Origin of the sequence: Streptomyces caelestis (genome assembly GCF_014205255.1) — a bacterium.
In the GTDB taxonomy this organism is placed as follows: Bacteria; Actinomycetota; Actinomycetes; order Streptomycetales; family Streptomycetaceae; genus Streptomyces; species Streptomyces caelestis.
The window spans coordinates 3003777-3026276 of record NZ_JACHNE010000001.1 but is presented as its reverse complement, the minus strand read 5'-3'; the positions used below and the strand labels follow the sequence as shown (position 1 = coordinate 3026276).

At 72.9% G+C, this 22500-nt stretch carries 20 protein-coding genes and 2 pseudogenes; 9 read left to right on the top strand and 13 right to left on the bottom strand.

Annotated features, from left to right (window positions below; genetic code table 11):
• Positions 1 to 373: 373 nt before the first annotated feature.
• The 4 genes and pseudogenes from HDA41_RS13620 to HDA41_RS13610 all read right to left on the bottom strand — a co-directional run bounded on the left by HDA41_RS13620 (position 374) and on the right by HDA41_RS13610 (position 2250).
• Positions 374 to 595, bottom strand: coding sequence for a hypothetical protein (locus HDA41_RS13620; RefSeq protein WP_184983811.1), 222 nt, complete (start codon positions 593 to 595; stop codon positions 374 to 376).
• 115 nt (positions 596 to 710) lie between these two features.
• Positions 711 to 875, bottom strand: a pseudogene (locus HDA41_RS42690) (ATPase); the annotation flags it as partial.
• Positions 866 to 988: pseudogene (locus HDA41_RS13615) on the bottom strand (ROK family protein); the annotation flags it as partial. The pseudogenes HDA41_RS13615 and HDA41_RS42690, both read right to left, overlap by 10 nt.
• 158 nt (positions 989 to 1146) lie before the next feature.
• Complete coding sequence (locus HDA41_RS13610; protein WP_184983809.1) at positions 1147 to 2250, bottom strand: mechanosensitive ion channel family protein; 1104 nt, start codon at positions 2248 to 2250, stop codon at positions 1147 to 1149.
• Positions 2251 to 2562: 312 nt separating this feature from the next.
• On the opposite strand from HDA41_RS13610, the gene HDA41_RS13605 reads away from it, so the two are divergent.
• Positions 2563 to 3099 carry an HNH endonuclease gene (locus HDA41_RS13605; RefSeq protein ID WP_086843133.1) on the top strand — a complete coding sequence of 179 codons (537 nt, stop codon included), beginning with the start codon at positions 2563 to 2565 and terminating at the stop codon, positions 3097 to 3099.
• Between the two features lie 112 nt (positions 3100 to 3211).
• Here the strand turns inward: HDA41_RS13605 and HDA41_RS13600 are convergent, their stop codons facing one another.
• From HDA41_RS13600 to HDA41_RS13585, 4 genes are all read right to left on the bottom strand, one after another.
• Positions 3212 to 4567, bottom strand: a complete 1356-nt coding sequence (locus HDA41_RS13600; RefSeq protein ID WP_184983807.1) for an FtsX-like permease family protein — start codon at positions 4565 to 4567, stop codon at positions 3212 to 3214.
• Complete coding sequence (locus tag HDA41_RS13595) at positions 4564 to 5250, bottom strand: ABC transporter ATP-binding protein (protein ID WP_184983805.1); 687 nt, start codon at positions 5248 to 5250, stop codon at positions 4564 to 4566. Before HDA41_RS13595 ends, HDA41_RS13600 begins: the two co-directional genes overlap by 4 nt.
• On the bottom strand, positions 5247 to 5780 hold the full coding sequence (locus HDA41_RS13590) for a PadR family transcriptional regulator (RefSeq protein WP_086603775.1): 534 nt from the start codon (positions 5778 to 5780) through the stop codon (positions 5247 to 5249). The genes HDA41_RS13595 and HDA41_RS13590 overlap by 4 nt, the downstream gene beginning before the upstream one ends.
• Positions 5781 to 5860: 80 nt before the next feature.
• Complete coding sequence (locus tag HDA41_RS13585) at positions 5861 to 8737, bottom strand: glycoside hydrolase family 84 protein (protein WP_184983803.1); 2877 nt, start codon at positions 8735 to 8737, stop codon at positions 5861 to 5863.
• Positions 8738 to 8961: 224 nt separating this feature from the next.
• Between HDA41_RS13585 and HDA41_RS13580 the strand changes: the two genes are divergently transcribed.
• The 3 genes from HDA41_RS13580 to HDA41_RS13570 all read left to right on the top strand — a co-directional run bounded on the left by HDA41_RS13580 (position 8962) and on the right by HDA41_RS13570 (position 11674).
• Positions 8962 to 9231 (top strand): hypothetical protein, encoded by a 270-nt coding sequence (locus tag HDA41_RS13580; protein WP_184983801.1) that lies wholly within the window; start codon positions 8962 to 8964, stop codon positions 9229 to 9231.
• Complete coding sequence (malQ, locus tag HDA41_RS13575; RefSeq protein ID WP_184983799.1) at positions 9232 to 11325, top strand: 4-alpha-glucanotransferase; 2094 nt, start codon at positions 9232 to 9234, stop codon at positions 11323 to 11325.
• A gap of 61 nt (positions 11326 to 11386) precedes the next feature.
• Positions 11387 to 11674, top strand: coding sequence for a hypothetical protein (locus tag HDA41_RS13570; RefSeq protein WP_184983797.1), 288 nt, complete (start codon positions 11387 to 11389; stop codon positions 11672 to 11674).
• A gap of 187 nt (positions 11675 to 11861) precedes the next feature.
• Here the strand turns inward: HDA41_RS13570 and HDA41_RS13565 are convergent, their stop codons facing one another.
• On the bottom strand, positions 11862 to 12440 hold the full coding sequence (locus HDA41_RS13565; RefSeq protein ID WP_184983795.1) for a TetR/AcrR family transcriptional regulator: 579 nt from the start codon (positions 12438 to 12440) through the stop codon (positions 11862 to 11864).
• Between the two features lie 142 nt (positions 12441 to 12582).
• On the opposite strand from HDA41_RS13565, the gene HDA41_RS13560 reads away from it, so the two are divergent.
• Positions 12583 to 14025: an FAD-dependent monooxygenase gene (locus HDA41_RS13560; RefSeq protein ID WP_184983792.1), complete on the top strand. Its 1443-nt coding sequence runs from the start codon at positions 12583 to 12585 to the stop codon at positions 14023 to 14025.
• Between the two features lie 139 nt (positions 14026 to 14164).
• Here the strand turns inward: HDA41_RS13560 and HDA41_RS13555 are convergent, their stop codons facing one another.
• Positions 14165 to 14683 carry a MarR family winged helix-turn-helix transcriptional regulator gene (locus HDA41_RS13555; RefSeq protein ID WP_184983790.1) on the bottom strand — a complete coding sequence of 173 codons (519 nt, stop codon included), beginning with the start codon at positions 14681 to 14683 and terminating at the stop codon, positions 14165 to 14167.
• Positions 14684 to 14789: 106 nt separating this feature from the next.
• Here HDA41_RS13555 and HDA41_RS13550 point away from each other — a divergent pair, with 106 nt between their 5' ends.
• Positions 14790 to 15755, top strand: coding sequence for an EamA family transporter (locus HDA41_RS13550; RefSeq protein ID WP_184983788.1), 966 nt, complete (start codon positions 14790 to 14792; stop codon positions 15753 to 15755).
• Between the two features lie 30 nt (positions 15756 to 15785).
• Here the strand turns inward: HDA41_RS13550 and HDA41_RS13545 are convergent, their stop codons facing one another.
• Entirely contained in the window at positions 15786 to 16364 is a 579-nt protein-coding gene (locus HDA41_RS13545; protein ID WP_184983786.1) for a TetR/AcrR family transcriptional regulator, read from the bottom strand.
• A gap of 71 nt (positions 16365 to 16435) precedes the next feature.
• Between HDA41_RS13545 and HDA41_RS13540 the strand changes: the two genes are divergently transcribed.
• On the top strand, positions 16436 to 17029 hold the full coding sequence (locus tag HDA41_RS13540) for a dihydrofolate reductase family protein (protein WP_184983784.1): 594 nt from the start codon (positions 16436 to 16438) through the stop codon (positions 17027 to 17029).
• A 78-nt stretch (positions 17030 to 17107) separates the two neighbouring features.
• Here HDA41_RS13540 and pepN read toward each other — a convergent pair whose 3' ends face one another.
• The gene (gene pepN, locus HDA41_RS13535; RefSeq protein WP_184983782.1) at positions 17108 to 19681 is read right to left on the bottom strand and encodes an aminopeptidase N; all 2574 of its coding nucleotides are present in this window, start codon (positions 19679 to 19681) and stop codon (positions 17108 to 17110) included.
• A 425-nt stretch (positions 19682 to 20106) separates the two neighbouring features.
• Here pepN and HDA41_RS13530 point away from each other — a divergent pair, with 425 nt between their 5' ends.
• Entirely contained in the window at positions 20107 to 20592 is a 486-nt protein-coding gene (locus HDA41_RS13530) for a DUF1203 domain-containing protein (RefSeq protein ID WP_184983780.1), read from the top strand.
• Between the two features lie 14 nt (positions 20593 to 20606).
• Here HDA41_RS13530 and HDA41_RS13525 read toward each other — a convergent pair whose 3' ends face one another.
• Positions 20607 to 21623 (bottom strand): aspartate-semialdehyde dehydrogenase, encoded by a 1017-nt coding sequence (locus HDA41_RS13525; protein WP_184983778.1) that lies wholly within the window; start codon positions 21621 to 21623, stop codon positions 20607 to 20609.
• 339 nt (positions 21624 to 21962) lie between these two features.
• Here HDA41_RS13525 and HDA41_RS13520 point away from each other — a divergent pair, with 339 nt between their 5' ends.
• A complete protein-coding gene (locus tag HDA41_RS13520) occupies positions 21963 to 22499 on the top strand; it encodes an RNA polymerase sigma factor (RefSeq protein ID WP_184993374.1) in 537 nt (178 codons plus the stop codon).
• The last annotated feature ends 1 nt before the right edge of the window (position 22500 follow it).

Genomic DNA, 22500 nt, shown 5'->3' with positions numbered 1-22500 from the left:
TTACCCAGGGCTCAGTGACCCAGGGTCCACGCTCCGTGCCCCTGCGTGCAGGTCACGCCTTGCAGCGAAGCGAGACGCGGGCACGTAAAGCCGTCTCCGCGCTGTGCCGGGCCGCCGGTCAAGCCCACGGCGGCCCAGGGGCGGGCTCAAGTCAGTGCCAGTCGCCGTTGAGTGGCTCCGGCGTGGTGGCGCCGTCGTCCTCTCCGAAGTCCGGGGCCTGGAAGGGGTTCGTGGCCGGAGGCGGTGATGCCGTGGCGGTGGAGCGGGGTGCCCCTTCCGGGGCGGAGAAGAGCGAGGTCAGATCGATGAGAGGTCTCCTTCTGGTGCCAAGCCCCGGGAGGGGCCTGGTGTGCCGTGACCGGGCACAGCGGTGTTAGAGCTTGGTCATCTTGGCGTACGGGCTCAGGATCCGCTTCTGGGCCGAGCCGAAGTCCACGAGGACCGCGATCCCGTCCTCGATGCTGATGACCCGGCCGAGGCCGTACATGTCGTGTGTGACCTGGTCGCCCACGGAGAAGTGCTTCGGGGCCGGGATGACCGGGGCCTTGAAGGGGCTGGTGGGCAGATGGCGCTTAGGTGCAGCAGGCTTTGTCATTGCACCTAGTATGCGCCCTCGCGTGTTCTGTTGCCTGCGGCTGTCCACGTTCCACTTTTCGGCACCGCCCCGGCCGGTCTCGTGGGCAGGCCTCACCCATGCCCCGATCCCCCCCGAAGTACGCCCGCAGCCGCCCCTGCGCACCTTCCCTCGCTCCCATCCTGTCCAGCCCCAGCAGCGCCGCCCCGAGGACAGGGCCGGCCGTGACCACCTGAGGGGCCGCCTTGGGTGCCCGGTCGGCCGGCAAGTCGGTGATCATGCCGTTGAGCTGCGGCCGCCGAGGACCAGGGCGGCGCCCAGGCCCTCCTGGTTCCACAGCAGCACGAAGTCCGTGTGGTCCCGGGCCGCGCCGAGCCGCTGTTCGGCGAGGGCGACCAGATTGACGTCGTTCTCTCGCTGTCAGGAAAGTTTCCTATCGGTGGGGAGGAAGGAAAGCCCGGCGCCGCGCGAGCGTCGACAGGAGGGGCGGTTCAGGCAGTGCAGGAGTGACCCGGGCATGCGAAAAGGGCGGCACCCGGCCTTCCGGGTGCCGCCCTTTTCGGGACGGCTGCCTACTTCGTCGTGCTCGTCGGCGGTGCGGCGGGCGTGAGCGGGGACGCCGCCGCCGACTGCGGGGACGCCGAGTTCGCGTACGCCGACGGGGGCGCCATCCCCGCCGTCGGGTCGGCGGGCGTCTCCTCGACCGGGGCCGTGGCCCCGCCGACGATCCGGATGTCCGCCGCGTCGAAGGCCCGCTTGATGCGCCAGCGCAGTTCGCGCTCCACGGTCAGGGACTTGCCGGGCATGGTCTTGGCCGTGACGCGCACGACCATGGAGTCCAGCAGGACGCTGTCCAGGCCGAGGACCTCGATCGGGCCCCACAGCAGCTCGTTCCAGGGCTCCTCGGCGCCCATCTTCTCGGCGACCTCGTCCAGGGTGGCCTTGACCTTGTCCAGGTCCTCGCCGGCGTGGACCGTGACGTCGACGTTGGCCGTGGCCCAGCCCTGGGAGAGGTTGCCGATGCGCTTGACCTCGCCGTTGCGGACGTACCAGATCTCGCCGCCGTCGCCGCGCAGCTTGGTCACGCGCAGGCCCACCTCGATCACCTCGCCGGAGGCGACGCCCGCGTCGATCGTGTCGCCGACGCCGTACTGGTCCTCCAGGATCATGAAGACGCCGGAGAGGAAATCCGTGACCAGGTTGCGGGCGCCGAAGCCGATCGCCACGCCCGCGACACCGGCGGAGGCCAGCAGCGGGGCCAGGTTGATCTGGAAGGTGCCCAGGATCATCAGCGCGGCCGTGCCCATGATCAGGAACGACGCCACCGAGCGCAGCACCGAGCCGATCGCCTGCGAGCGCTGGCGGCGGCGCTCGACGTTGACCAGCAGCCCGCCGAGCCCGGAGCCGTCCACGGACTGGCCGCTCCGGTTCATGCGGTCAATCAGCTTGGTGATCGCACGCCGGACGACGAACCTCAGCACCGCCGCTATCACCACGATGAGCAGGACCCTCAGGCCGATGGCGAGCCACGTCGACCAGTTCTGCTCGACCCAGCCGGCGGCGTTCGTCGCGCTCTCCTGGGCGTCCTGGAGCGAGGGCACTCTCGGAGTCTCCGTATCCGAGGGGGTCGGCGACGGCGACGGGCCGGCGGCGAGCAGGACAGCGGACAGGGACACGGCAGGTACCTCCAAGTACAGCGGTCCGCCCCGGTGCGGTGGTTCAGGGGGTCGAGGTCACGACTGGGTCACCGCGGGGGCAGAACCACCACACTAACGGGGCATTGTGTGTGCTTCGGCAGGATGTGTGAAGGAGAGACCGTGCTCACCTGGGCTTGAACAGGCCATGATCCGGGGGATGAATCAGATGTGGTCGAAAACACTCCCAGCCCGTTACGGGGACATGGTGGCGCTTTCACCAGGCATGAGGGGAGACTGGCTACGAATCGTCCCGGCGCGAGCCACGCGCCGCCGGCGTCCAAGGAGGCATCCGTGCCGCACGTCCTGGTCCTCAACGCGTCGTACGAGCCACTCGGCGTCGTACCGCTCCGCCGCGCGCTCGTCCTCGTCCTCGAGAACAAGGCCGTATGCCTCGAGGAGTCCGGCGCCTTCATGCACAGCGCGACCGTCACAGTCCCCGCACCCAGCGTGGTCCGGCTCAAGCGATTCGTCCGGGTTCCCTATCGGGGGCCCGTTCCTCTGACCCGCCGGGCGCTGTTCGCCCGTGACGGGGGCCGGTGCATGTACTGCGGTGGCGTCGCAACCAGCGTCGACCACGTCATCCCGCGCAGCCGCGGGGGCAAACACGTCTGGGACAACGTGGTGGCGTCCTGCCGCCGCTGCAACCACGTGAAGGCCGACCGGCACCTCTTCGAGATCGGCTGGCGGCTGCGCCACAAACCCGCCCCGCCCACCGGCCTGGCCTGGCGCATCATCGGGACCGGCCATCGGGACCCGCGCTGGCTGCCGTACTTGCAGCCGTACGGCGCGGACGACGCATTGGCCCGGATCGACGGCATTTCCGCCTGAGAGGATCCGGGCTTTCGTATTGCCGCGTGATGTTCGTCATTGCCGCGTGCGGCCGGCCGACCGGCCCGGTGAACCCCCGTTCCCCCGGGCCGGCCCGCCCTGTGGAGGGCGCCTACGCGTACCGCAGCTCCCCCGGGCGTACCGAGCGGCGCAGCAGGGGCAGTGAGGTGGCCGCGGCCAGCAGGCAGGCGGCGTAGACGGCGACGGGCACCAGGGCGATCGCCCAGGGCACCGGGCGGTTGAGGAGCAGGGCGTACCACGCGCCGATGGCCGTCCCGCCGAGGCCCGCGAGCAGTACGGCGGGGGCGAGGGGCAGCGCGGTCTCCAGCAGCAGGGCCCGGCCGAGCACCGTGTGCGGCACCCCGGCGGCGGCCTGCGCGGCCAGGCCCCGGCGGCGGGTGGCCAGGGACTCGGCGGTGCCGACGGCGAGGCCCGACAGCGTGATCGCGAAGGCGACGACGACGGCGGCGCCCGTGAGGTCGAGACCGGTGGCGTAGTAGGACGCGGACATGTACAGGTTCGGTGAGCTGCGCACCGTGTCGCTCAGCACCTGCCGGACACCCATGAAGCCGGTCCCGACGAGCGTCACCAGGAGCACCGCCGCATGCGTGCGGGCGGCCGACCAGGGGTCGTCGCGCAGCCGTTCCGCCGCGATCAGGGTCGCCGCCGACCGGGCCCGGGGCGCGAGGATCCGCCCGGTCGCCTTCGCGGTGGCCCCGGAGAGCCAGACCGCGCCCGCTCCGACCGCGAGAACCACGCCCATCAGCTGCAGCGGCACCCCGCCGTTCGGCCGGTTGGAGGCTGCTGGGGACGTGGTGGCCACGGTCAGCAGCGCCAGCACCGCGACGAGCAGGACCCCGGCCAGGAACAGCAGTCCGGGTCCCCGTCCGCCGCGCGACCCGACCCGGCGCACCCAGCCGAGCGGGGAGGCCACGATCCGGCGCAGCGCCAGTGCGCCCGCCGCCGCGCCCAGCACCGGTACGGCGACGGCGACCAGGACGATCCCCACCCAGGCCAGGATGGTCGGCCGGTCCCACTGGCGCAGCAGGACCAGCACGGCGAGGAGGGTGGCGGCCGCCGAGCCCAGCAGACAGGCCAGCCCGGTCTCCAGCGCGGCGATCCGCCGCACCTGCCAGGGCGTCGCCCCGGCCAGCCGCAACCCGGCCAGCCGCCGGTCGCGGTGCACGGCGCCGATCCGGGCGCACTGGCCGAGGAACCCCAGCACGGGCACGAGCAGGAGCAGCAGGCCGACGATCACGCCGGCCCGCGTGCCGGGCTCGTTCAGCAGGCCCGCGGCGAGGGGCACCCGGTAGCTTCCCCGCAGCGCGGCCAGGGCGACGGCGGCCAGCGCGAACCCCGTCGCGAGCGCGGCGCCCGTCGCCGTCAGCGCGACCCGCCACCACTCGCGTCGATCGGAACCACGGGTGAGCTCCCAGGCCAGGCGCAGATCGGAACGCAGGGAGTTCATGCCGTCACCCCCAGCGGCGTCACAACGCCGTCCCGCAGTTGGACCTCCCGGTCCGCGTACGCCGCCACCTGGGCGTCATGGGTGATGAGCAGGACCGCCGTGCCCGACTCACGGGCCGTGTGGACCAGGGCCGTCATGACCTGCTCGGCGGCGAGCGAGTCCAGGGCGCCCGTCGGCTCGTCGGCGAAGACCACCTTCGGGCCGGTGACCAGGGCCCGGGCCAGTGCCGTCCGCTGGGCCTGGCCGCCGCTCATCTCGCCCGGCCGCAGATCCTCCTGCCCGCGCACGCCGAACCGCTCCAGCCACTCACCGGCCCGGACCCGGGCACGGGCCCGGTCGGTGCCGGCCAGCAGCAACGGCAGGGCGACGTTGTCCAGGGCCGTCAGTTCGGGGATGAGCTGCCCGAACTGGAACACCACGCCGAACTCGGTCCGCCGCAGCTCGCTCAGCCGCTTCTCGGGCAGGTCCTCCAGCCGCCGGCCGTCGTACGACACCGAGCCCTCGTCGGGCCGGACGATCCCGGCCAGGCAGTGCAGCAGCGTGGACTTCCCGCTGCCGCTCGCGCCGGTCACGGCGAGGATCTCGCCGCCGTGCAGGTCGACCGAGGCGCCGCGCAGCGCGGGTGTCCTGCCGTGCGTTTTGGCGAGGCCGCTCGCCGAGAGAAGAGGCACGGGTCTGCTCATGCTGCGTCGACCTCCGCGGTCAGGGTGGTGAGCCGGGCCGCCGTGGTGCTCATCCAGCGGAGGTCGGCGTCGAGGTGGTTGAGGGCGTAGTCCGCCGAGAGCACGGTCGCGAGGTCCGCGCCCTTGGCGGCCTTGACCGCCGTGAGCTCCCGCATCCGCTCCATGTGGGCGGCGCGCTGGGCGCTCAGATACGCGGCCGGGTCGCCGCCCGAGAGGATCGCGACCACGACCTTGGCGAAGATCTCGTTCGCGACGAAGGGCGCGGGCGGCGCGATCTCCCCGGCCCACCGGGACAGTTCGCGCGTCCCCTCGTCCGTGGCGCGGTACGTCGTCCGCTCCGGGCCGCCGTCCGAGTCGGTGCCCTCGACCGCGGCGAGCCCGTCCCGGACGAGGCGCTGGAGGGTCGTGTAGACCTGCCCGTAGGCCAGCGGCCGGGCTTGCGGGAAGCGTTCGTCGTGGCGTCGCTTGAGGTCGTAGCCGTGGCTCGGACCCGTGGCGAGCAGGCCCAGCAGGATGTGGCGGGTGCTCATGCCGATCATTATGCACTGAGTATATGTACTGAGTGAATAGCGGAGCCGAAGAAGTCCGTCACGGATCCTCCAGCCGGGGTTCAGTCCGTGACGGCGTACGCCTCCACCGACCACAGCGAGTACCCGTACGGCGTGGCCCGCTTCTCGCCCTGCACCCGTAGGAACCGCACGTCGCGCTCGTCCATGCGGACGCTCTCGTGGCCGCCCCGGCCGTCCCGTACCGCGGCCGCCGTGTGCCAGCGGCGGCCGTCCGGCGAGACCTGGACGCGGTACGCCGAGGGGTGGGCGTCCTGCCAGCGCAGCTCGACCTGCCCGAGCCGCGCCGGGCGGGGCAGCTCGACCTGCCACCAGGCGCCGTCGTCGACCGGGGACGACCAGCGCGTGTCCGGGTCGCCGTCGTTCGCCGCCGACGCGGGGAAGTCGGGCGTCTCGTCGTCCGAGGAACGCGCCGTGCCGGTGCGGGCCAGGTCGGGTCCGCCGGTGGGCGGGAAGGCCCGGACGGTGAGCGTGCGGGTCGCTCCCGCGAACCCCAGCCGGATGTCGTAGGACCGTTTCGGTGAACCGCGCTCCACGGTCACCTCGACCGGGACCTCCACCTTCGTGCCGCGCGGCACGGCGAGTTCGGTCCTGGGCACCCGGACGCGTACGCCCTTGGGCGCCTCGACGGTGAGCCTGCCGCGGGCGTCGGCGGGGCGCAGCGAGCCCAGCCCGGCCGTCAGCCGCCGCGTTCTGCCGGTCTCGGCGTCCACGCGGTCGCGGGTGAGCTCCAGAGAGGTGGCGGGGGAGTCCGCGAACCACGGGACCAGGTGACGTACGCGGGACGACGCCGGACCGGTCACGCGCACGGCGTCCACCCGCTGCCCGGCCCGCACCTCGGTCGCGCCCGAGGCGGCCAGCCGGCCGGCCCGCCGCCAGCCCCCGCCCGGTAGATGCACTTCGACGTCGCCCTCGGTGCCGGGGTCGGTGAGGGCCGTCACGGCCGTCAGGGACCGGGGGTGCGGGAAGCGCAGGATGCGGCCGTCACCCGGCTCGCCGGGGCTGGGGGGCGGCTCGTGGTCGATGCCGGACCATGCCGCGTAGGCCTTCTGCGCCCGCCGCAGGAAGGGGTCCAGGACGTCCGTGCCGACCCTGACCGGTGCCGGCTCCAGCCGGGCCCGCAGCGCGCCGAGCCGGCGGTACGCCGTCCAGGCCGCCGCCGCGTCCCCGGCGCGCTGCGCGTCCAGCATGTCGAGCGCGGCCGCGCCCGCCTCGCCGTAGCGCGCCAGATGCTCCGACCAGGGGGCCACCTCCGGGGCGAGGGCGGTGCCCGTCAGCCGCCGGGGCAGCTCGCGCAGCACGGTGAACGCCTCGCGCAGCCGCCGCGCGGCGTCGCCGTCCGTCCCGGAACCACTGGCCCCGGCCCCGCCCGCCGTACGGGCCCGCCAGTACGCCTCGGTCAGCGGACGCAGGTACGCCGACTCCTCCTCGCCGAGGACCGACGACGCGTCGTTCCCGGCGAGCGCGGCCAGGGCCTCCTCGCGGCGCCGGTCCCCGCCCGCGAGGTCGGTGATCGCGGCGCGCCAGGACGCCCCCGGGCGGTACGCGCGCGGGTTCCAGGCGTAGTCGGCGGCGGTGAACAGCGGGATGCGGGACGCCTCGGGCTGCTGCATCGCGTTGGCGAGCAGGGCGGCCGAGCCGGTGGCGACGGCCGGCTCGCGGCCCCGGTAGGGGCCGAGGAAGAGGCGGCCGGGGTCGTAGTCGTTGACCGGGTAGTTGTCCATCGTGACCAGCGGATGCCGGAACGCCTCCTGGGCGTCGGCCAGTTCGCCGCCCGTGATGGTGCGCGGCACCACCCCGACGCCCGTCCACGCCACCTCGACACCCGCGTCCAGCGTGCTCGCCAGGGCCCGTCGGTAGTCGGTCGTGCCGTCCTCGTAGAACTCGGTCGGCATCAGCGACAGACCGGCGGCCCCGGGGTGCCGGTCCGCCAGGTGCCGGGCCACCGCGTTCGCCAGCCGGGCCTGCGCCCGCGCGGCCGCCCGCGGGCCGGAGCCGAACCGCTCGGCGTCCGCCTCGCAGTGCCACTCGCTGTAGCTGACGTCCTGGAACTGGAGCTGGAAGGCCCGGAAGCCCAGCGCCCACATCGCGTCGAGCTTGCGCGTCAGGGCGCGCACGTCGGCGTCCGAGGCGAAGCACATCGCCTGGCCCGGGGCCACCGCCCAGCCGAGCGTGACGTGGTTGCGGCGCGCCCGCTCGGCCAGCTCCCGGAACCCCGCGCGCTGCGTCGCCGGGTACGGCTCACGCCAGCGCGCCTGCCGGTACAGGTCGTCCCCGGGGGCGTACAGGTAGCGGTTCTGCTTGGTGCGCCCCATGAAGTCGAGCTGTCCCAGCCGCTGCCGGTGCGTCCACGCGGTGCCGTAGAAGCCCTCGGTGATGCCGCGCACGGCGGTGCCGGGCCAGTCGCGTACGACGGCGGCGGCGATCGTGCCGTCGGCGCGCAGGAGCTGCCGCAGCGTCTGGACCGCGTGGAACAGGCCGTCCGCACCGGCTCCGGTGAGGGAGACGCCGCCCCTGCCGACGGACAGCTCGTATCCCCCGGAGGGGAGGGCGCGGCGGTCGTCCCGGCGGACGGGCTCCGCCCGCGCCCGCACGACCAGCGCCCCGGGCCTGGCGGAGTCCGTGATGCGACGGGCCCCGGCCTGCCGCAGCAGGTCGCGCAGGGTTTCGACGGCGTACCGGTCCGCCGCCGGGTCGGTGATCAGGGCGACCTCGTCGGTGACCGCGACCGGTGCGCCGTTCGCGCGCAGGGACTGGGGGCGCGGCCAGACGGAGAGGTCCGGCTCGGCGGTGTCGGGGGCCGGCGTCGCGGTCGCGCCCGGGACGGGCGGAGCCGCCACCGCGGCGGGCGGGGTGCCGAGGGTTCCGGCGACCACGGCGACGGCGAGAGCCGCCGCCCGCTTCCCACGCCGCAGTCCCACAGGCCCCCTCCAGGTGTCTTCGACCGGGAGAACGAGCCCACCACCCACCCGGTGAAGGTGTCAACGAGACTGGCCGTTGTGACTGGATTGCCGGAATCTGGAAGGAGTGGAGGGGAGCGGAATGTGAGCAGAAGCACGATGTTCGGCCTGGGGTGTCTGTCATCGCGCCGACTGGGTAGGGCTGCGATAACCCGTTCAACACCGTGCCTGACAAGGAGGCCCCCGTGGCTGCGATGACTTTCCTTCCGCTCCCGGCCCCGTCCAAACCCGTGGCGGACACGTCCGCCGAACTCGACCCCCACTATGACGATCCCCGCTACGAAGACCCTCACTACTGCGTCTTCAGCTCCGAGAGCACCTGCGCCGAGCCCCCGCTGACCAGCGAGACGCCGCTGCCCGACGCCGCTCCCCTCACCAGCGAGCCCCCGCTCGCCGAATCCGCCCCCCTGACCAGCGAACCCTCCGCCTTCGTCCCGGACTTCACGAGGTCCTAGATGACCGCACCCCGGCCGGCCGAACCGCCTTCCGAGGACCTGTCCCGCCTCGCCGAACTGCACGGCGTCGCCATCTCGTACAGCCCGTCCCCGGACCGCACGGTGGCGGCCTCGGCCGCCGCGCTCACCCTCACCCTGGCCGCTCTCGGTGTGGACGCGAGCACGCCCGGCGCCGTCCGCGCCGCGCTCGCCGCCCGGGAGCGGGAACTGGGCGCCAGGCTGCTGCCGCCCACGGTGGTCGGCTGGGGCACCAGCCCCCCGGCCGCCCTGGCCGCGCTCCCCGAGGGAAGCCGGCTGCGCATCGAGACCGAGCAGGGCGAGACGCGCGCCTCGGCCGAGCAGCTTCCACCGGGCGTCCACCGGCTGACCGCCACCGTCCCCGACGGTCGCACGGCCACCGCCCATCTCGTCATCGCCCCGGCCCGCCTGCCCAGCCCCACCGGACGCTCCTACGGACTCCTCGTCCAGCTCTACTCCCTCCTGTCCCGCCGTTCCTGGGGCATGGGCGACCTGGGCGACCTCGCCGAGCTGGCCGGCTGGGCCGGGCGGTCGCTCGGCGCCGGATTCGTCCAGGTCAACCCGCTGCACGCGGCCGTGCCCGGCGCCCCCACCGACCCCTCCCCGTACCGCCCCTCCTCCCGCCGCTTCCCCGACCCGGTGCACCTGCGCATCGAGGACGTCCCCGAGTGCGCGTACGTCGGGGACCGCGAACGGCTGCGCGCGCTGCTGGAGAGGTCCGGCCGGCTGCGCGAAGCGGTGCTGGACAAGGGCGCGCTGATCGACCGGGACGCCGTGTGGGAGCTCAAGCGGGAGGCGCTTGAGCTGCTGTGCGAGGTGCCGCTCGGTCCCGGCAGACGTGCCGCCTACTGCGACTTCCTCGCCGAGCAGGGCCAGGCCCTGGAGGACCACGCCACCTGGTGCGCGCTCGCCGAGGTGCACGGCTCGGACTGGCACCGCTGGCCGACCGGTCTGCGCGATCCGCGCTCGGCCGAGACCGCCCGCGCCCGCAACGGACTGATGGACCGGGTGGACTTCTGGTCCCGGCTCGCCTGGCTCACCGACAGTCAGCTGACCGCCGCGCAGCGGGCCGGGCGCGAGGCCGGGATGCCGGTCGGGATCGTGCACGACCTCGCGGTCGGCGTCCACCCCGGCGGCGCCGACGCCTGGGCCCAGCAGGAGTACTTCGCCGCCGGCATGTCGGTGGGCGCCCCGCCGGACGCCTTCAACGCCCGCGGCCAGGACTGGGGCCTGCCGCCCTGGCGCCCCGACCGCCTGGCCGAGTCGGGCTACGCCCCGTTCCGCGAGCTGCTGCGCGCCCTGTTCCGCTACGCCGGAGCCCTGCGCATCGACCACGTCATGGGCCTGTTCCGCCTGTGGTGGGTACCGCTGGGCCACCCGCCCACGGAGGGCACATACGTTCGCTACGACGCCGAGGCCATGCTCGCCGTCCTGGTCCTGGAGGCCTCCCGGGCCGGGGCGCTGGTCATCGGCGAGGATCTGGGCACCGTCGAACCGGGTGTGCGCGAGGCGCTGCGCGAGCGCGGGGTGCTCGGCACATCCGTGCTGTGGTTCGAGCGCGACTGGGAGGGCGACGGCCGCCCGCTGCCTCCCGACCGCTGGCGCGCCGACTGCCTGGCCACCGCCACCACCCACGACCTGCCCTCCACGGCCGCCCGCCTCACCGGCGAGCACGTCGAACTCCGCGACAGCCTGGGCCTGCTGACCCGCCCGCTCCAGCAGGAGCGTGCCGAGGCCGCCGCCGACACCGCCGAGTGGCTGGCCCTGCTCACCGAGCTCAACCTGCTGCACGGCACCGGCGGCACCGACACCTCCTCGGAGGAGGCCGAGATCCAGGCCGTCCACCGCTTCCTGCTGCGCACCCCGGCCCGCATGGTCGGCGTCTGGCTCCCGGACGGGGTGGGTGACCGCCGCCCGCAGAACCTCCCGGGCACGTGGGACCAGTACCCGAACTGGCGGCTGCCGATCGCGGACGCTCAGGGCCGTCCCGTGACCCTGGAGGACCTGGCGGCCTCGCCGCGGCTGCACGCGCTGATCGAGGTGCTGAGACAGCCGGCCGGCGCGTCGGGGGGATGAGGACGGCTCTTACGGCACCCCGGGCGCGCGGCCCCGACCGGCGTTGGATACTTTTGGCACCGTGGACAAGAAGAACGCCCTGCGCGCCGGCGCCCTGGCCGCCGGTACGACGCTGATGATGCTGCTCATGTCGTCGCCCGCCTCCGCGCTCACGCGCGACGACGGTGACGACCCCGGTCCGGGCCTGAGCGTCATCGAGACGCTGGGCCTCTTCGTCGTGGCCCCGATCGTGCTGTACCTGGTCATCGCCGGTCTGGTGATGATCGGCGACAAGTCGCACAAGCAGAAGGACCCGACCAGCTCCAACATCAGGACCAAGGCCGACGCGAAGGCCGACGCCAAGGCCTGACCAGGGCTCCCTTCGCGTCCGTCACGCACCTTTTCCGAGGGCGCCGTCCCCCGCCGTACGTACGCGCATGCCGTCGTACGGCGACCGGGGCGGCGCCCTCGGTTTTCCCGGTGGCCGGGAGTCGGCGGGGAATCGGCGGAGAGTCGGCCGGGAGTCGGCCGGGAGTCGGCGGGGAGTCGGCCGGGAGTCAGGGATTCGGTGCCGTCAGGTAGCGCTGCACCGTCGGCGCCAGCCACGCCACGATCTCCTGGCGGCTGAGCGCCACGGCCGGCGGGAGGCGCAGGACGTACCGGGTGAGCGCCATACCGAGCAGCTGCGTGGCGGTGAGCGCCGCCCGCACCGGGACCTGCTCGGGGTCGGGGCACACCTGGCGGGCGACCGGAAGCAGCTGCTCCTGGAAGATGCCCTGCATCCGCTCCGCCCCGGCCTGGTTGGTGGCACCGACCCGGAGCAGGGCCGTGAGCACCTCGTTCTCCTCCCACATGGCGAGGAAGTGGGTCACGAGGGCGGACCCGACCTCCTCCCGGGGCAGCGGGCCCAGGTCGGGCAGCTTCAGGTCGACGGCGACGGCGGCCGCGAACAGGCCCTCCTTGCTGCCGTAATACCGCATCACCATGGACGGGTCGATGCCCGCGTCCCGCGCGATGGTGCGGATGGTGGCGCGCTCGTAGCCGTCGGCGGCGAACCGCTCGCGGGCGGCGTCGAGGATGGCGGCACGGGTGGCGTCGGAGCGCCTGGAGGGGGCGGTGGGCTTGTTGTCGGGCATGCCAACGAGCGTAGGCCAACAAGTGTTGACGGCGTAGGGGTGGGGTTCTACGTTGGTCAACGACCGTTGGCAAACCATCGTTGGCAAACGTGCGTTGACCAACGGTCGTCGACCAACACACGTTGGCTACAGGGAGGCTCTGATGAGCGACACCGCCCGCACCGTGATCATCGTCGGCTCCGGCCCCACCGGCCTTCTCCTGGCCGGGGATCTGGCCACCGCCGGCGTCCCCGTCACCGTCGTCGAGAAGCGCCCGCGCGGGATCAGCAACCTGTCCCGCGCGTTCGTCCTGCACGCCCGCACGCTGGAGCAGTTCGACGCCCGAGGGCTGGCCGGCGAGCTGGACGCCGTGGGCCGGCGGCTCAGCCGGTTCCGCCTCTACGGCCGCCTCAGCCTCGACCTCTCCACGCTTGCGTCCCGCTTCGACCACCTCCTCGTCCTTCCGCAGTACGAGGTGGAGAAGGTCCTGCAGCGGCGGGCGCTGGAGGCCGGCGCGGAGTTCCGGCACGAGACCGAGGTGACCGGGCTGACGCAGGACGCGCAGGGCGTGACGGTCGAGGTCCGCGGACCCGGCGGCGGCGCGGAGGCGCTGCGCGCGGCGTACGTCGTCGGCGCCGACGGGATGCGCAGCACGGTGCGTAACGCGATCGGGCTGCCCTTCCCCGGCCGTTCGGTGATCCGCTCCGTCATGCTCGCGGACGTACGGGTGACCGAGGAACCCGGAGAGCTGCTCACCTTCGACGCCGTCGGTGACGCCTTCGCCTTCCTCGTCCCCTTCGGCGACGGCTACCACCGCGTCGTCTGCTGGGACCGCGGCCGCGAGCTCCCCGACGACGCGCCGGTCGGACTCGACGAGATCAGGGAGACCACCCGGCGCGCCCTCGGCCGTGACTTCGGCATGCACGACCCCCGCTGGATGTCCCGCTTCCACAGCGACGAGCGGCAGGCGCCCGCCTACCGGGCCGGCCGCGTCTTCCTCGCCGGTGACGCCGCGCACGTCCACACCCCGGCCGGCGCCCAGGGCCTGAACACCGGTCTCCAGGACGCGGCCAACCTGAGCTGGAAGCTGGCCGCCGTCCTCAAGGGCCACGCGGCCGACCCGCTCCTCGACACCTACGAGGCCGAACGCCACCCCATCGGCAGGACGGTGCTGCGCAGCAGCGGCGGCATCGTGCGGGCCGCCATGGCCCGGCGGCCCTGGACGGTCGCCCTGCGCACCGCCTTCGCGGTCTTCCTCGACACCGTCGGCCCGGCCCGCCGCAAGGCGCTCGGCCAGGTCACCGGCATCGGCTACCGCTACCCCGCCCCCCGCGGCTCCCACCGCTTCACCGGCCTCCGCGTCCCGGACGTCGCCCTGGCCGGGGGCGGTCGCCTCCACGAGGCGATGTGGGGCGGCCGGTTCGTGCTGATCACTCCGGAGCCCTACAAGGCCGGGGCCGAGCGTGAGGACCGGATGGCCGTGGAGCGCTGGGCGAGCGAGCGCCGTACGACCGTGCTGGTGCGGCCCGACGGGTACGCGGCGTGGGCGGCCGACGCGGCGGACGCCCGGACGATCGAGGCGGCCGTCGCCGCCCACGTGGGGTAGCACCTCGGCGGGCCCGCGCGGTGCCGGCACCGGCCCTCAGGGGGCTTCCGAAGGATCTCCGCGGCGTCGCGACGCCCGGCACGCCGAGAGCACGCACCGGACGCCGGTCCTTCTTCCGCGAAGCTCCCTCAGGAGCCCGCTAGTCCTGCGGGCCCTCCGTCGTCCGGAGCAACTCCCTGAGCAGCTGCGCCAGCTGTCGGGCCTGCTCGGCGCCGAGGCCGGACAGTGCCTCCGTCTGGACGGCGAGTCCGGCGCCGACCGCCTCGTCGATCAGCTCCAGGCCCTTGTCGGTGAGGGTGACCTTCAGGCCCCGGCGGTCGTGCGGGTCGGGGGAGCGGCGCAGCAGGCCGGCGCGCTCCAGCTTGTCGAGACGGCCCGTCATGCCGCCCGTCGTGAGCATCAGCGTGGCCGAGAGCTGCCGGGGCGAGAGCGTGTAGGGCTCGCCGGCGCGGCGCAGGGTCGCCAGGACGTCGAACTCCCCTCGGCCGATCCCGAACCGCGCGTACGCCTTCTCCGTCCGCTCGCCCATCGCGCGTGAGAGCCGGTAGACGCGGCCGAAGACCTCCATGGCGGCGGTGTCGAGGTCGGGCCGCACCGTCGCCCACTGGTCGATGATCGCGTCGACGGGGTCCTTGCGCTGCTCGGGGCGTTCGCTCATGGCACGAGTATCCGACGGCTGTGGGTCGTCGGCAAGAAAGTAGCTTGACGGAAAGTTGCTTAGGGCTAAGCTACTTTCCATCGACCTACTTTGAAGGGTGCCTCCCATGGCCACCTCCCGCCCGGCTCTCATCACTCTCACCGCCCTCGCCCCCGTCTCCTGGGGTACGACCTACGCCGTCACCACCGAGTTCCTCCCGGCCGACCGCCCCCTGTTCACCGGCCTCATGCGCGCCCTGCCGGCCGGTCTGCTGCTGCTCGCCCTCGCCCGGGTGCTGCCGCGCGGCGCCTGGTGGTGGAAGTCGGTGGTGCTCGGCGCGCTGAACATCGGCGCCTTCTTCCCGCTGCTGTTCCTCTCCGCGTACCGGCTGCCCGGCGGCATGGCGGCGGTCGTCGGCTCGGTCGGCCCGCTGTTCGTGGTCGGCCTCTCGGCCCTGCTGCTGGGGCAGCGGCCGTCGACGCGCACGCTGCTCACCGGGATCGCGGCCGCGTTCGGCGTCAGCCTGGTCGTGCTCCAGGCGGCCGGGGCGCTGGACGCGCTGGGCGTGCTGGCGGCCCTCGCCTCCACCGCGTCCATGTCCACCGGCACCGTGCTCACCAAGCGGTGGGGGCGCCCCGAGGGCGTCGGCCCGCTGGCCCTCACCGGCTGGCAGCTGACCGCGGGCGGCCTGCTCATCGCGCCCCTCGCCGTCCTCGTCGAGGGCGCGCCGCCGGCGCTGGACGGCCGGGCGCTCGGCGGCTACCTCTACCTCGCCGTCGCGAACACGGCGATCGCGTACTGGCTGTGGTTCCGTGGCATCGGCCGCCTCACCGCCACCCAGGTCACCTTCCTCGGCCCGCTCTCCCCGCTGACCGCGGCCGTCGTCGGCTGGGCGGCGCTCGGCCAGGCGCTGACGCCGGTGCAGCTGGCGGGCATGGCGCTGGCGTTCGGGGCGACGGTGGCGGGTCAGATCGGGCCGGGGCGGAAGCCGTCGGGCTCGGAAGCGGTCCGGGGGGCCTCTGGCGGGCGAGTCCTCGGTATGTCTGAAAGGAAGGCTCCGAGGAATTCGATGGACGTGGCACCGCGGCGGTAGGTCCCACTCCCGCTCACTGAGCCGCACCGGTCATTCCGTCGTCACGATCCGTTCCACCGCGGCCGTCACCAGCTGTTCGCGCTCGGCCTCCGTGAAGACGTCCGGCAGGGTGAGCTGCTCGACGATCAGCCAGTTCAGGGTCAGGATGAGCAGTTTGACGGCCATGGCGTCGCCGAGGAAGCCGGAGGCCTCGTGGTAGGCGACGTTGGCGTCGACGTCGGCCCGGACCCGCTCGGTGAGGACCTTGCGCAGTTCGGGGCGGCGGGTGGCCTCCAGGCGGAGTTCGAGCAGCGCCAGGTAGCCCGTGCGGAAGGAGGCGACGCGGCCGACGAGTTCGCGCATCAGCTCCACGTAGGTCTCCCGGTCGCGGCCGGCCGCACGCTGGCGGGCGATGGTGGCCTCGTCGGGCTGGAGCCGCTCGTAGACACGGGCGCCGGCCTGGGTGAGCAGGTCGTCGCGGTTGGTGAAGTAGTTGGACGCGGTGCCGACGGGCACGGCGGCCTCGGTGTCCACCGCCCGGAACGTCAGACCCCGTGCGCCTTCCCGGGCCAGCACCTCGATCGCCGCGTCGACGAGGGCGGCACGCCGCTGTTCGTTCCGCCTGACCATTGACACCACTCCATTCGTAGTACTACGTTCAGACCACTTCAAGCAGAGTACTACATCGGGAGTTACCTGATATGCGAAAGCTCGTGTACTACGTCGCTGTCACGCTCGACGGCCGCATCGCCGGGCCGGGCGGTGAGTACGACTTCTTCCCCGTCGGCGACGAGCGGCAGACCGCCGCCTACAGCGCCTGGACCAACACCCTGTACCCCGAGACCGTCCCCACCGCCTACCGCGCCGCCGTCGGCCTCGCCGACGCACCCAACCGGCACTTCGACACCGTCGTCATGGGCCTCGGCACCTACCGTGCTGCCCTCGACAACGGGATCACCAGCCCGTACGCGCATCTGCGCCAGTACGTGGTCTCCAGCACGCTCAAGCCCGACGTCGACCCGGCCGTCACCGTCGTACCGGGGGATCCGCAGGCCCTCGTCCGCGAACTCAAGCGGGAGGAGGGGACGGGCCTGGACGTCTGGCTCTGCGGCGGCGGCAAGCTCGCCGGCACCTTACTGCCCGAGATCGACGAACTCGTGATCAAGAACTACCCGGTGGTCGCGGGCGCCGGCATCCCGGCCTTCGACGGCGCCTTCGACCCCACGGTCTTCGACGTCGCCGAACGCACCGCCTTCCCCAACGGGGTCACCCTCACCCGCCTCACCCGCCGCTAGAGCTGTCTGAGGAATCCCCCGGCACGGACGAGGGGCGCCCGGCACAGTGCCGGGCGCCCCTCATCGCCGTACGGTCGGCTACTGCGCCGCCGCGTCCGCCGCCTGCGCCCTCAGCGCGCGCTCCACGCCCGCGCGGGACTCCGACACCAGCCGCCGCAGGGCCGCGTTCGGCTCGGCCGAGGCCAGCCAGGCGTCCGTCTTGTCCAGGGTCTCCTGGGAGACCTGGACCGTCGGGTAGAGGCCGACGGCGATCTGCTGGGCCATCTCGTGGGAGCGGGACTCCCAGATGTCCTTGACCACCTCGAAGTAGTGGTCCGCGTACGGGGCGAGCAGCTCGCGCTGGTCGGTCTGGACGAAGCCGGCGATGACCGCCTCCTGCAGGGCGTTCGGCAGCTTGTCGGAGTCGACGACCGACGCCCACGCCTCCGCCTTGGCCTCCGGGGTCGGGCGGGCCGCACGCGCCGTGGCGGCGTGGCGCTCACCGGCGGCCGTACGGTCACGGTCGTACTCGCCCGCGATCTCCGTCTCGTCGAACCGGCCCACCGCCGCGAGCCGCTGCACGAACGCCCAGCGCAGCTCCGTGTCGACGACCAGGCCCTCGATGGTCTTCGAGCCGTCCAGCAGGGCGTCCAGCAGGTCCAGCTGCTCGGGCGTGCGAGCCGTCGCGGCGAACGCGCGCGCCCACGCCAGCTGGTGGTCGCTGCCCGGCGCCGCCCCCCGCAGATGGGCCAGCGTCGCGTCGGTCCAGCGGGCCAGCAGCGCCTCGCGGGCGGCCGGGTCGGCGTACAGGTCGACCGCCAGCTTCACCTGGCGGTGCAGCGACTGCACGACGCCGATGTCGGACTCCTTGCCGATGCCGGACAGCACCAGCGAGAGGTAGTCGCGGGCCGCGAGCTCGGCGTCGCGGGTCATGTCCCAGGCCGACGCCCAGCACAGGGCGCGGGGAAGGGAGGACTCGAAGTCACCGAGGTGTTCCGTCACGAAGGCCAGGGACTGCTCGTCCAGGCGGACCTTCGCGTAGGACAGGTCGTCGTCGTTGAGCAGGACCACGGCCGGGCGGCGCTTGCCCACCAGCTGCGGTACGGGCGTGAGTTCGCCGTCCACGTCCAGCTCGATCCGCTCGTCCCGGACCAACTTGCCGCCGGCGCCGTCCAGTTCGTACAGGCCGACGGCGATCCGGTGCGGGCGCAGCGTCGGCTGGCCCTTCGCGCCGACGGGCAGGGCCGGGGCCTCCTGGCGGATGGCGAAGGAGGTGACGACACCGTCCGCGTCCGTCTCGATCTCCGGGCGCAGGATGTTGATGCCGGCCGCCTGGAGCCACTTCTCCGACCACGTCTTCAGATCGCGGCCGGAGGTCTCCTCCAGGGCGCCCAGCAGGTCGGACAGGCGCGTGTTGCCGTAGGCGTGGCGCTTGAAGTAGGCCTGCACGCCCCGGAAGAACTCGTCCATGCCGACGTAGGCGACGAGCTGCTTCAGGACGCTGGCGCCCTTGGCGTACGTGATGCCGTCGAAGTTGACCAGGACGTCGTCCAGGTCCCGGATCTCGGCCATGATCGGGTGCGTGGAGGGCAGCTGGTCCTGCCGGTACGCCCACGTCTTCATGGAGTTGGCGAAGGTGGTCCACGCGTGCGGCCATCGGCTCCCGGGCGCGTGCGCCTGGCAGGCGATGGAGGTGTAGGTGGCGAACGACTCGTTCAGCCACAGGTCGTTCCACCACTCCATGGTGACCAGGTCGCCGAACCACATGTGGGCCAGCTCGTGCAGGATGGTCTCCGCGCGTACCTCGTACGCCGCGTCCGTCACCTTCGACCGGAACACGTACTGGTCGCGGATGGTCACCGCGCCCGCGTTCTCCATCGCGCCCGCGTTGAACTCCGGCACGAACAGCTGGTCGTACTTCTTGAACGGGTACGTGTAGTCGAACTTCTCCTGGAACCACTCGAAGCCCTGCCGGGTCACCTCGAAGATGGCGTCCGAGTCGAGGTACTCGGCGAGCGAGGGGCGGCAGTAGATGCCGAGCGGGACGGACTGGCCGTCCTTCTCGTAGACGCTGTGCACCGAGTGGTACGGGCCGACGATGAGTGCCGTGATGTACGTCGAGATGCGCGGCGTCGGCTCGAAGACCCAGACGCTGTCCTGCGGTTCGGGCGTGGGCGAGTTGGAGATGACGGTCCAGCCCTCCGGCGCCCTCACGGTGAACTGGAAGGTCGCCTTCAGGTCCGGCTGCTCGAAGCTCGCGAACACCCGCCGGGCGTCCGGCACCTCGAACTGGGTGTAAAGGTAGGCCTGGTCGTCGACCGGGTCGACGAAACGGTGCAGGCCCTCACCGGTGTTGGTGTACGCGCAGTCGGCGACCACCCGGAGGATGTTGCGGCCCTGCAGCAGGCCGCGCAGGGCGATCCGGGAGTCCGCGAAGACCTCGGCGGGGTCGAGCGAGTCCCCGTTGAGGGTCACCTCGTGCACGGCCGGGGCCACCAGGTCGACGAACGACTCCGCCCCGTTCTCCGCGACGTCGAAGCGCACCGTGGTCGCGGACCGGTAGGTGCCGCCCTCCTGCGCGCCGGAGAGGTCGAGTTCGATCTCGTACGAGTCAACGGCGAGCAGCTTCGCCCGCTGCTGCGCCTCCTCGCGGGTCAGGTTTGTGCCAGGCACGCGGTCATCTCCTCGGTATGGGTGGGTTGCGCCATCTTTCCACGGCAGCTTGGCATCAGGCGACGACTCGAGGGTTCCCGGGGGGACCCCGCCCGCCCGGCGACGGTCCGCGCGAACTCCCGTGCCTGGGCGCGGAACGATCAGCACTCTGCCGGCTGTCGCGGCCGGGCTGGGCACGGCCGGCTACGGGGTGTCTCGGCCTCCGCGCGGAACTGGCTGTCAGCCGATCGCGCCGGGCGTTCACCGGGGGTCGCGCCGGCCGACGTACTCGGCCCGACGGCGGTGCTCCGCGTGAGCGGCGGCCTGGCGTTCCCCTGCCGTTCCGGCCCTGGCGGCGGCCGTACGGGCCGGCGGCCCGGGGCAGGGGCAACGCGACGTCCGGATCCCGCCGGTCCAAAGGGCCCGGGCGAGTAACGCTGATGACCATGACGACGACGTACACGGCGCGCCCCATCGACCCGCACACCCTGAAGAACCTGCGCACGACCGACGACGCGGGCCGCGCACCGGCCCCCTTCACCGACACCGAGGGCGGCGCGCCCCTCCGCTGCTGCCTGGGCCGCAGCGATCCGGGTGACCGCATCGCCCTGGTCTCCTACGCCCCACTGCGCCGCTGGGCGGCCGGCAGGGACGTCGATCCCGGCGCCTACGACGAACAGGGCCCGGTCTTCATCCACGCCGAGGAGTGCGCGGGCCCGGACGCCGATGCCGGTCTCCCCTTCACCAACGCCCACCGCGCGGTCCGCCGCTACTCCGCCGAGGGTCACATCCTGGGCGGTCGGCTGGTCGAGGAGCCGGATGCCTTCGAGGAGGCCCTCACAGAAGCGTTCGACGACCCGGCCGTGGTGCTCGTCCACGTCCGGGCCGTCGAGTACGGGTGTTTCCTCTACGAGGTGCGCAAGGACCAGTAGGAGGTGGGCAGGGACTAGCCCTTCAGCTCCGCCGCCACCAGTTCCGCGATCTGGACCGCGTTCAGCGCGGCGCCCTTGCGGAGGTTGTCGCTGGAGACGAACAGGGCCAGGCCGTTGTCCACCGTCTCGTCGCGGCGGATGCGGCCGACGTAGGACGGGTCCTTGCCGGCGGCCTGGAGCGGGGTCGGGATGTCGGTGAGGACGACGCCCGGGGCCTCGGACAGCAGCTCCGTCGCGCGCTCGGGGCTGATCGGGCGGGAGAAGCGGGCGTGCACCTGGAGGGAGTGGCCGGTGAAGACCGGGACGCGCACGCAGGTGCCGGAGACCTTCAGCTCGGGGATCTCCAGGATCTTGCGGGACTCGTTGCGGAGCTTCTGCTCCTCGTCGGTCTCGTTCAGACCGTCGTCGACGAGGTTGCCGGCCAGGGGCAGCACGTTGAAGGCGATGGGCCGCTTGTAGACGCCCGGCTCGGGGAAGTCGACCGCCTCGCCGTCGTGCGTGAGCTTGTCCGCTTCGGCGACGACCTTCTGCGTCTGGCCGTGCAGCTCGGCGACGCCCGCGAGGCCGGAGCCGGAGACCGCCTGGTACGTGGCGACGACCAGGGCTTCCAGGCCCGCCTCCGCGTGCAGCGGACGGAGCACCGGCATCGCGGCCATCGTCGTGCAGTTCGGGTTGGCGATGATGCCCTTGGGGCGGTTCGCGATCGCGTGCGGGTTCACCTCGGAGACGACCAGCGGGACCTCCGGGTGCTTGCGCCACGCGGAGGAGTTGTCGATCACGACGGCGCCCTGGGAGGCGACCTTCTCGGCGAGCGCCTTGGACGTGGCACCGCCCGCGGAGAACAGCACGATGTCCAGGCCGGTGTAGTCGGCGGTCGCCGCGTCCTCCACCGTCACGCCGTCCAGCTGCGTGCCCGCCGAACGGGCCGAGGCGAACAGGCGCAGTTCGGTGACCGGGAAGTTCCGGTCCGTGAGGATTCTGCGCATGACCGTGCCCACCTGTCCGGTGGCTCCGACGATTCCGACCCTCACGGTGACTCCCTCTCCTGCGTCTCTTCACGTGCTCGTTGCTTGGCCGAGGCTTTCCATCATGCGGCCCACCAAGGCCCGCCTGTCCACTTCTTTCCCCGGTCTGCCCGAGGAGTGGGACGACGTGTCCCGTTCCATGGTTGCGGACATCCGGCGCCCACCCCCGCTGAGCTGGAGAAATTCGTTCACCCGGGGGCATACGCCGCAAGGTCGCCTGCCCCTGTTGCCCTCGGCCACACGGGAGTGTGACGTACGCCTCTGTGGCTCCGCCGGAAAAAAAGACCGAACGTTCCGGGCGGTGCCGGCGTCGTAGAAGAAACACGGCGAGGGGGGTGGCTTGTGCTGCTGCGCGGAAGGGCCCGGCGGGGCCGGGAGGCGCACGCCGGGACCGGTGACGATCCGCTGGACGCGGCACAGGAGCGCCGGGTGCGGGCGGTGCTCGCGCTGGGCGGGGTGCCGCAGGCGGACCTGCTGGACGGGGTACAGCAGGTCCGCCTGCGGCTGCTGGAGCGGGCCGCGAGCGGCCGGGAGGCGCCACGGGACGTCTCGGCGTGGGCGGCGGTGGTCGCCTCCAACCTGGCCATGGACTGGCACCGGGCCAAGCGCCGGCAGGAGCGCCTCGGGGAGCGGCTGGCGGCCCTGCGGCAACTGGAGCACCCCTCCGGCGAGGACACCAGCGTGCTGTCCGTCGCCGTCGCCCAGGGCCTGGACGAGCTGCCCGACGCCCAGCGGCAGGTCGTCGTGCTGCGTTTCTACGCCGACCTGCCGGTCCGGTCCATCGCCGAGCAGCTCGGCGTCCCGGAGGGCACGGTCAAGAGCAGGCTGCACACGGCGGTACGGGCTCTGCGCGCCCGCCTGCACGAGGACGAGGTGGTGTGAC

Coding starts and splice junctions, on each gene's coding strand:
- HDA41_RS13620 (WP_184983811.1), bottom strand. CDS start 595: ATGACAAAGCCTGCTGCACCTAAGCGCCATCTGCCCACCAGCCCCTTC.
- HDA41_RS13600 (WP_184983807.1), bottom strand. CDS start 4,567: ATGAACTCCCTGCGTTCCGATCTGCGCCTGGCCTGGGAGCTCACCCGT.
- HDA41_RS13590 (WP_086603775.1), bottom strand. CDS start 5,780: ATGAGCACCCGCCACATCCTGCTGGGCCTGCTCGCCACGGGTCCGAGC.
- malQ (WP_184983799.1), top strand. CDS start 9,232: ATGACCGCACCCCGGCCGGCCGAACCGCCTTCCGAGGACCTGTCCCGC.
- HDA41_RS13595 (WP_184983805.1), bottom strand. CDS start 5,250: ATGAGCAGACCCGTGCCTCTTCTCTCGGCGAGCGGCCTCGCCAAAACG.
- HDA41_RS13565 (WP_184983795.1), bottom strand. CDS start 12,440: ATGCCCGACAACAAGCCCACCGCCCCCTCCAGGCGCTCCGACGCCACC.
- HDA41_RS13550 (WP_184983788.1), top strand. CDS start 14,790: ATGGCCACCTCCCGCCCGGCTCTCATCACTCTCACCGCCCTCGCCCCC.
- HDA41_RS13560 (WP_184983792.1), top strand. CDS start 12,583: ATGAGCGACACCGCCCGCACCGTGATCATCGTCGGCTCCGGCCCCACC.
- HDA41_RS13530 (WP_184983780.1), top strand. CDS start 20,107: ATGACGACGACGTACACGGCGCGCCCCATCGACCCGCACACCCTGAAG.
- HDA41_RS13540 (WP_184983784.1), top strand. CDS start 16,436: ATGCGAAAGCTCGTGTACTACGTCGCTGTCACGCTCGACGGCCGCATC.
- HDA41_RS13545 (WP_184983786.1), bottom strand. CDS start 16,364: ATGGTCAGGCGGAACGAACAGCGGCGTGCCGCCCTCGTCGACGCGGCG.
- HDA41_RS13555 (WP_184983790.1), bottom strand. CDS start 14,683: ATGAGCGAACGCCCCGAGCAGCGCAAGGACCCCGTCGACGCGATCATC.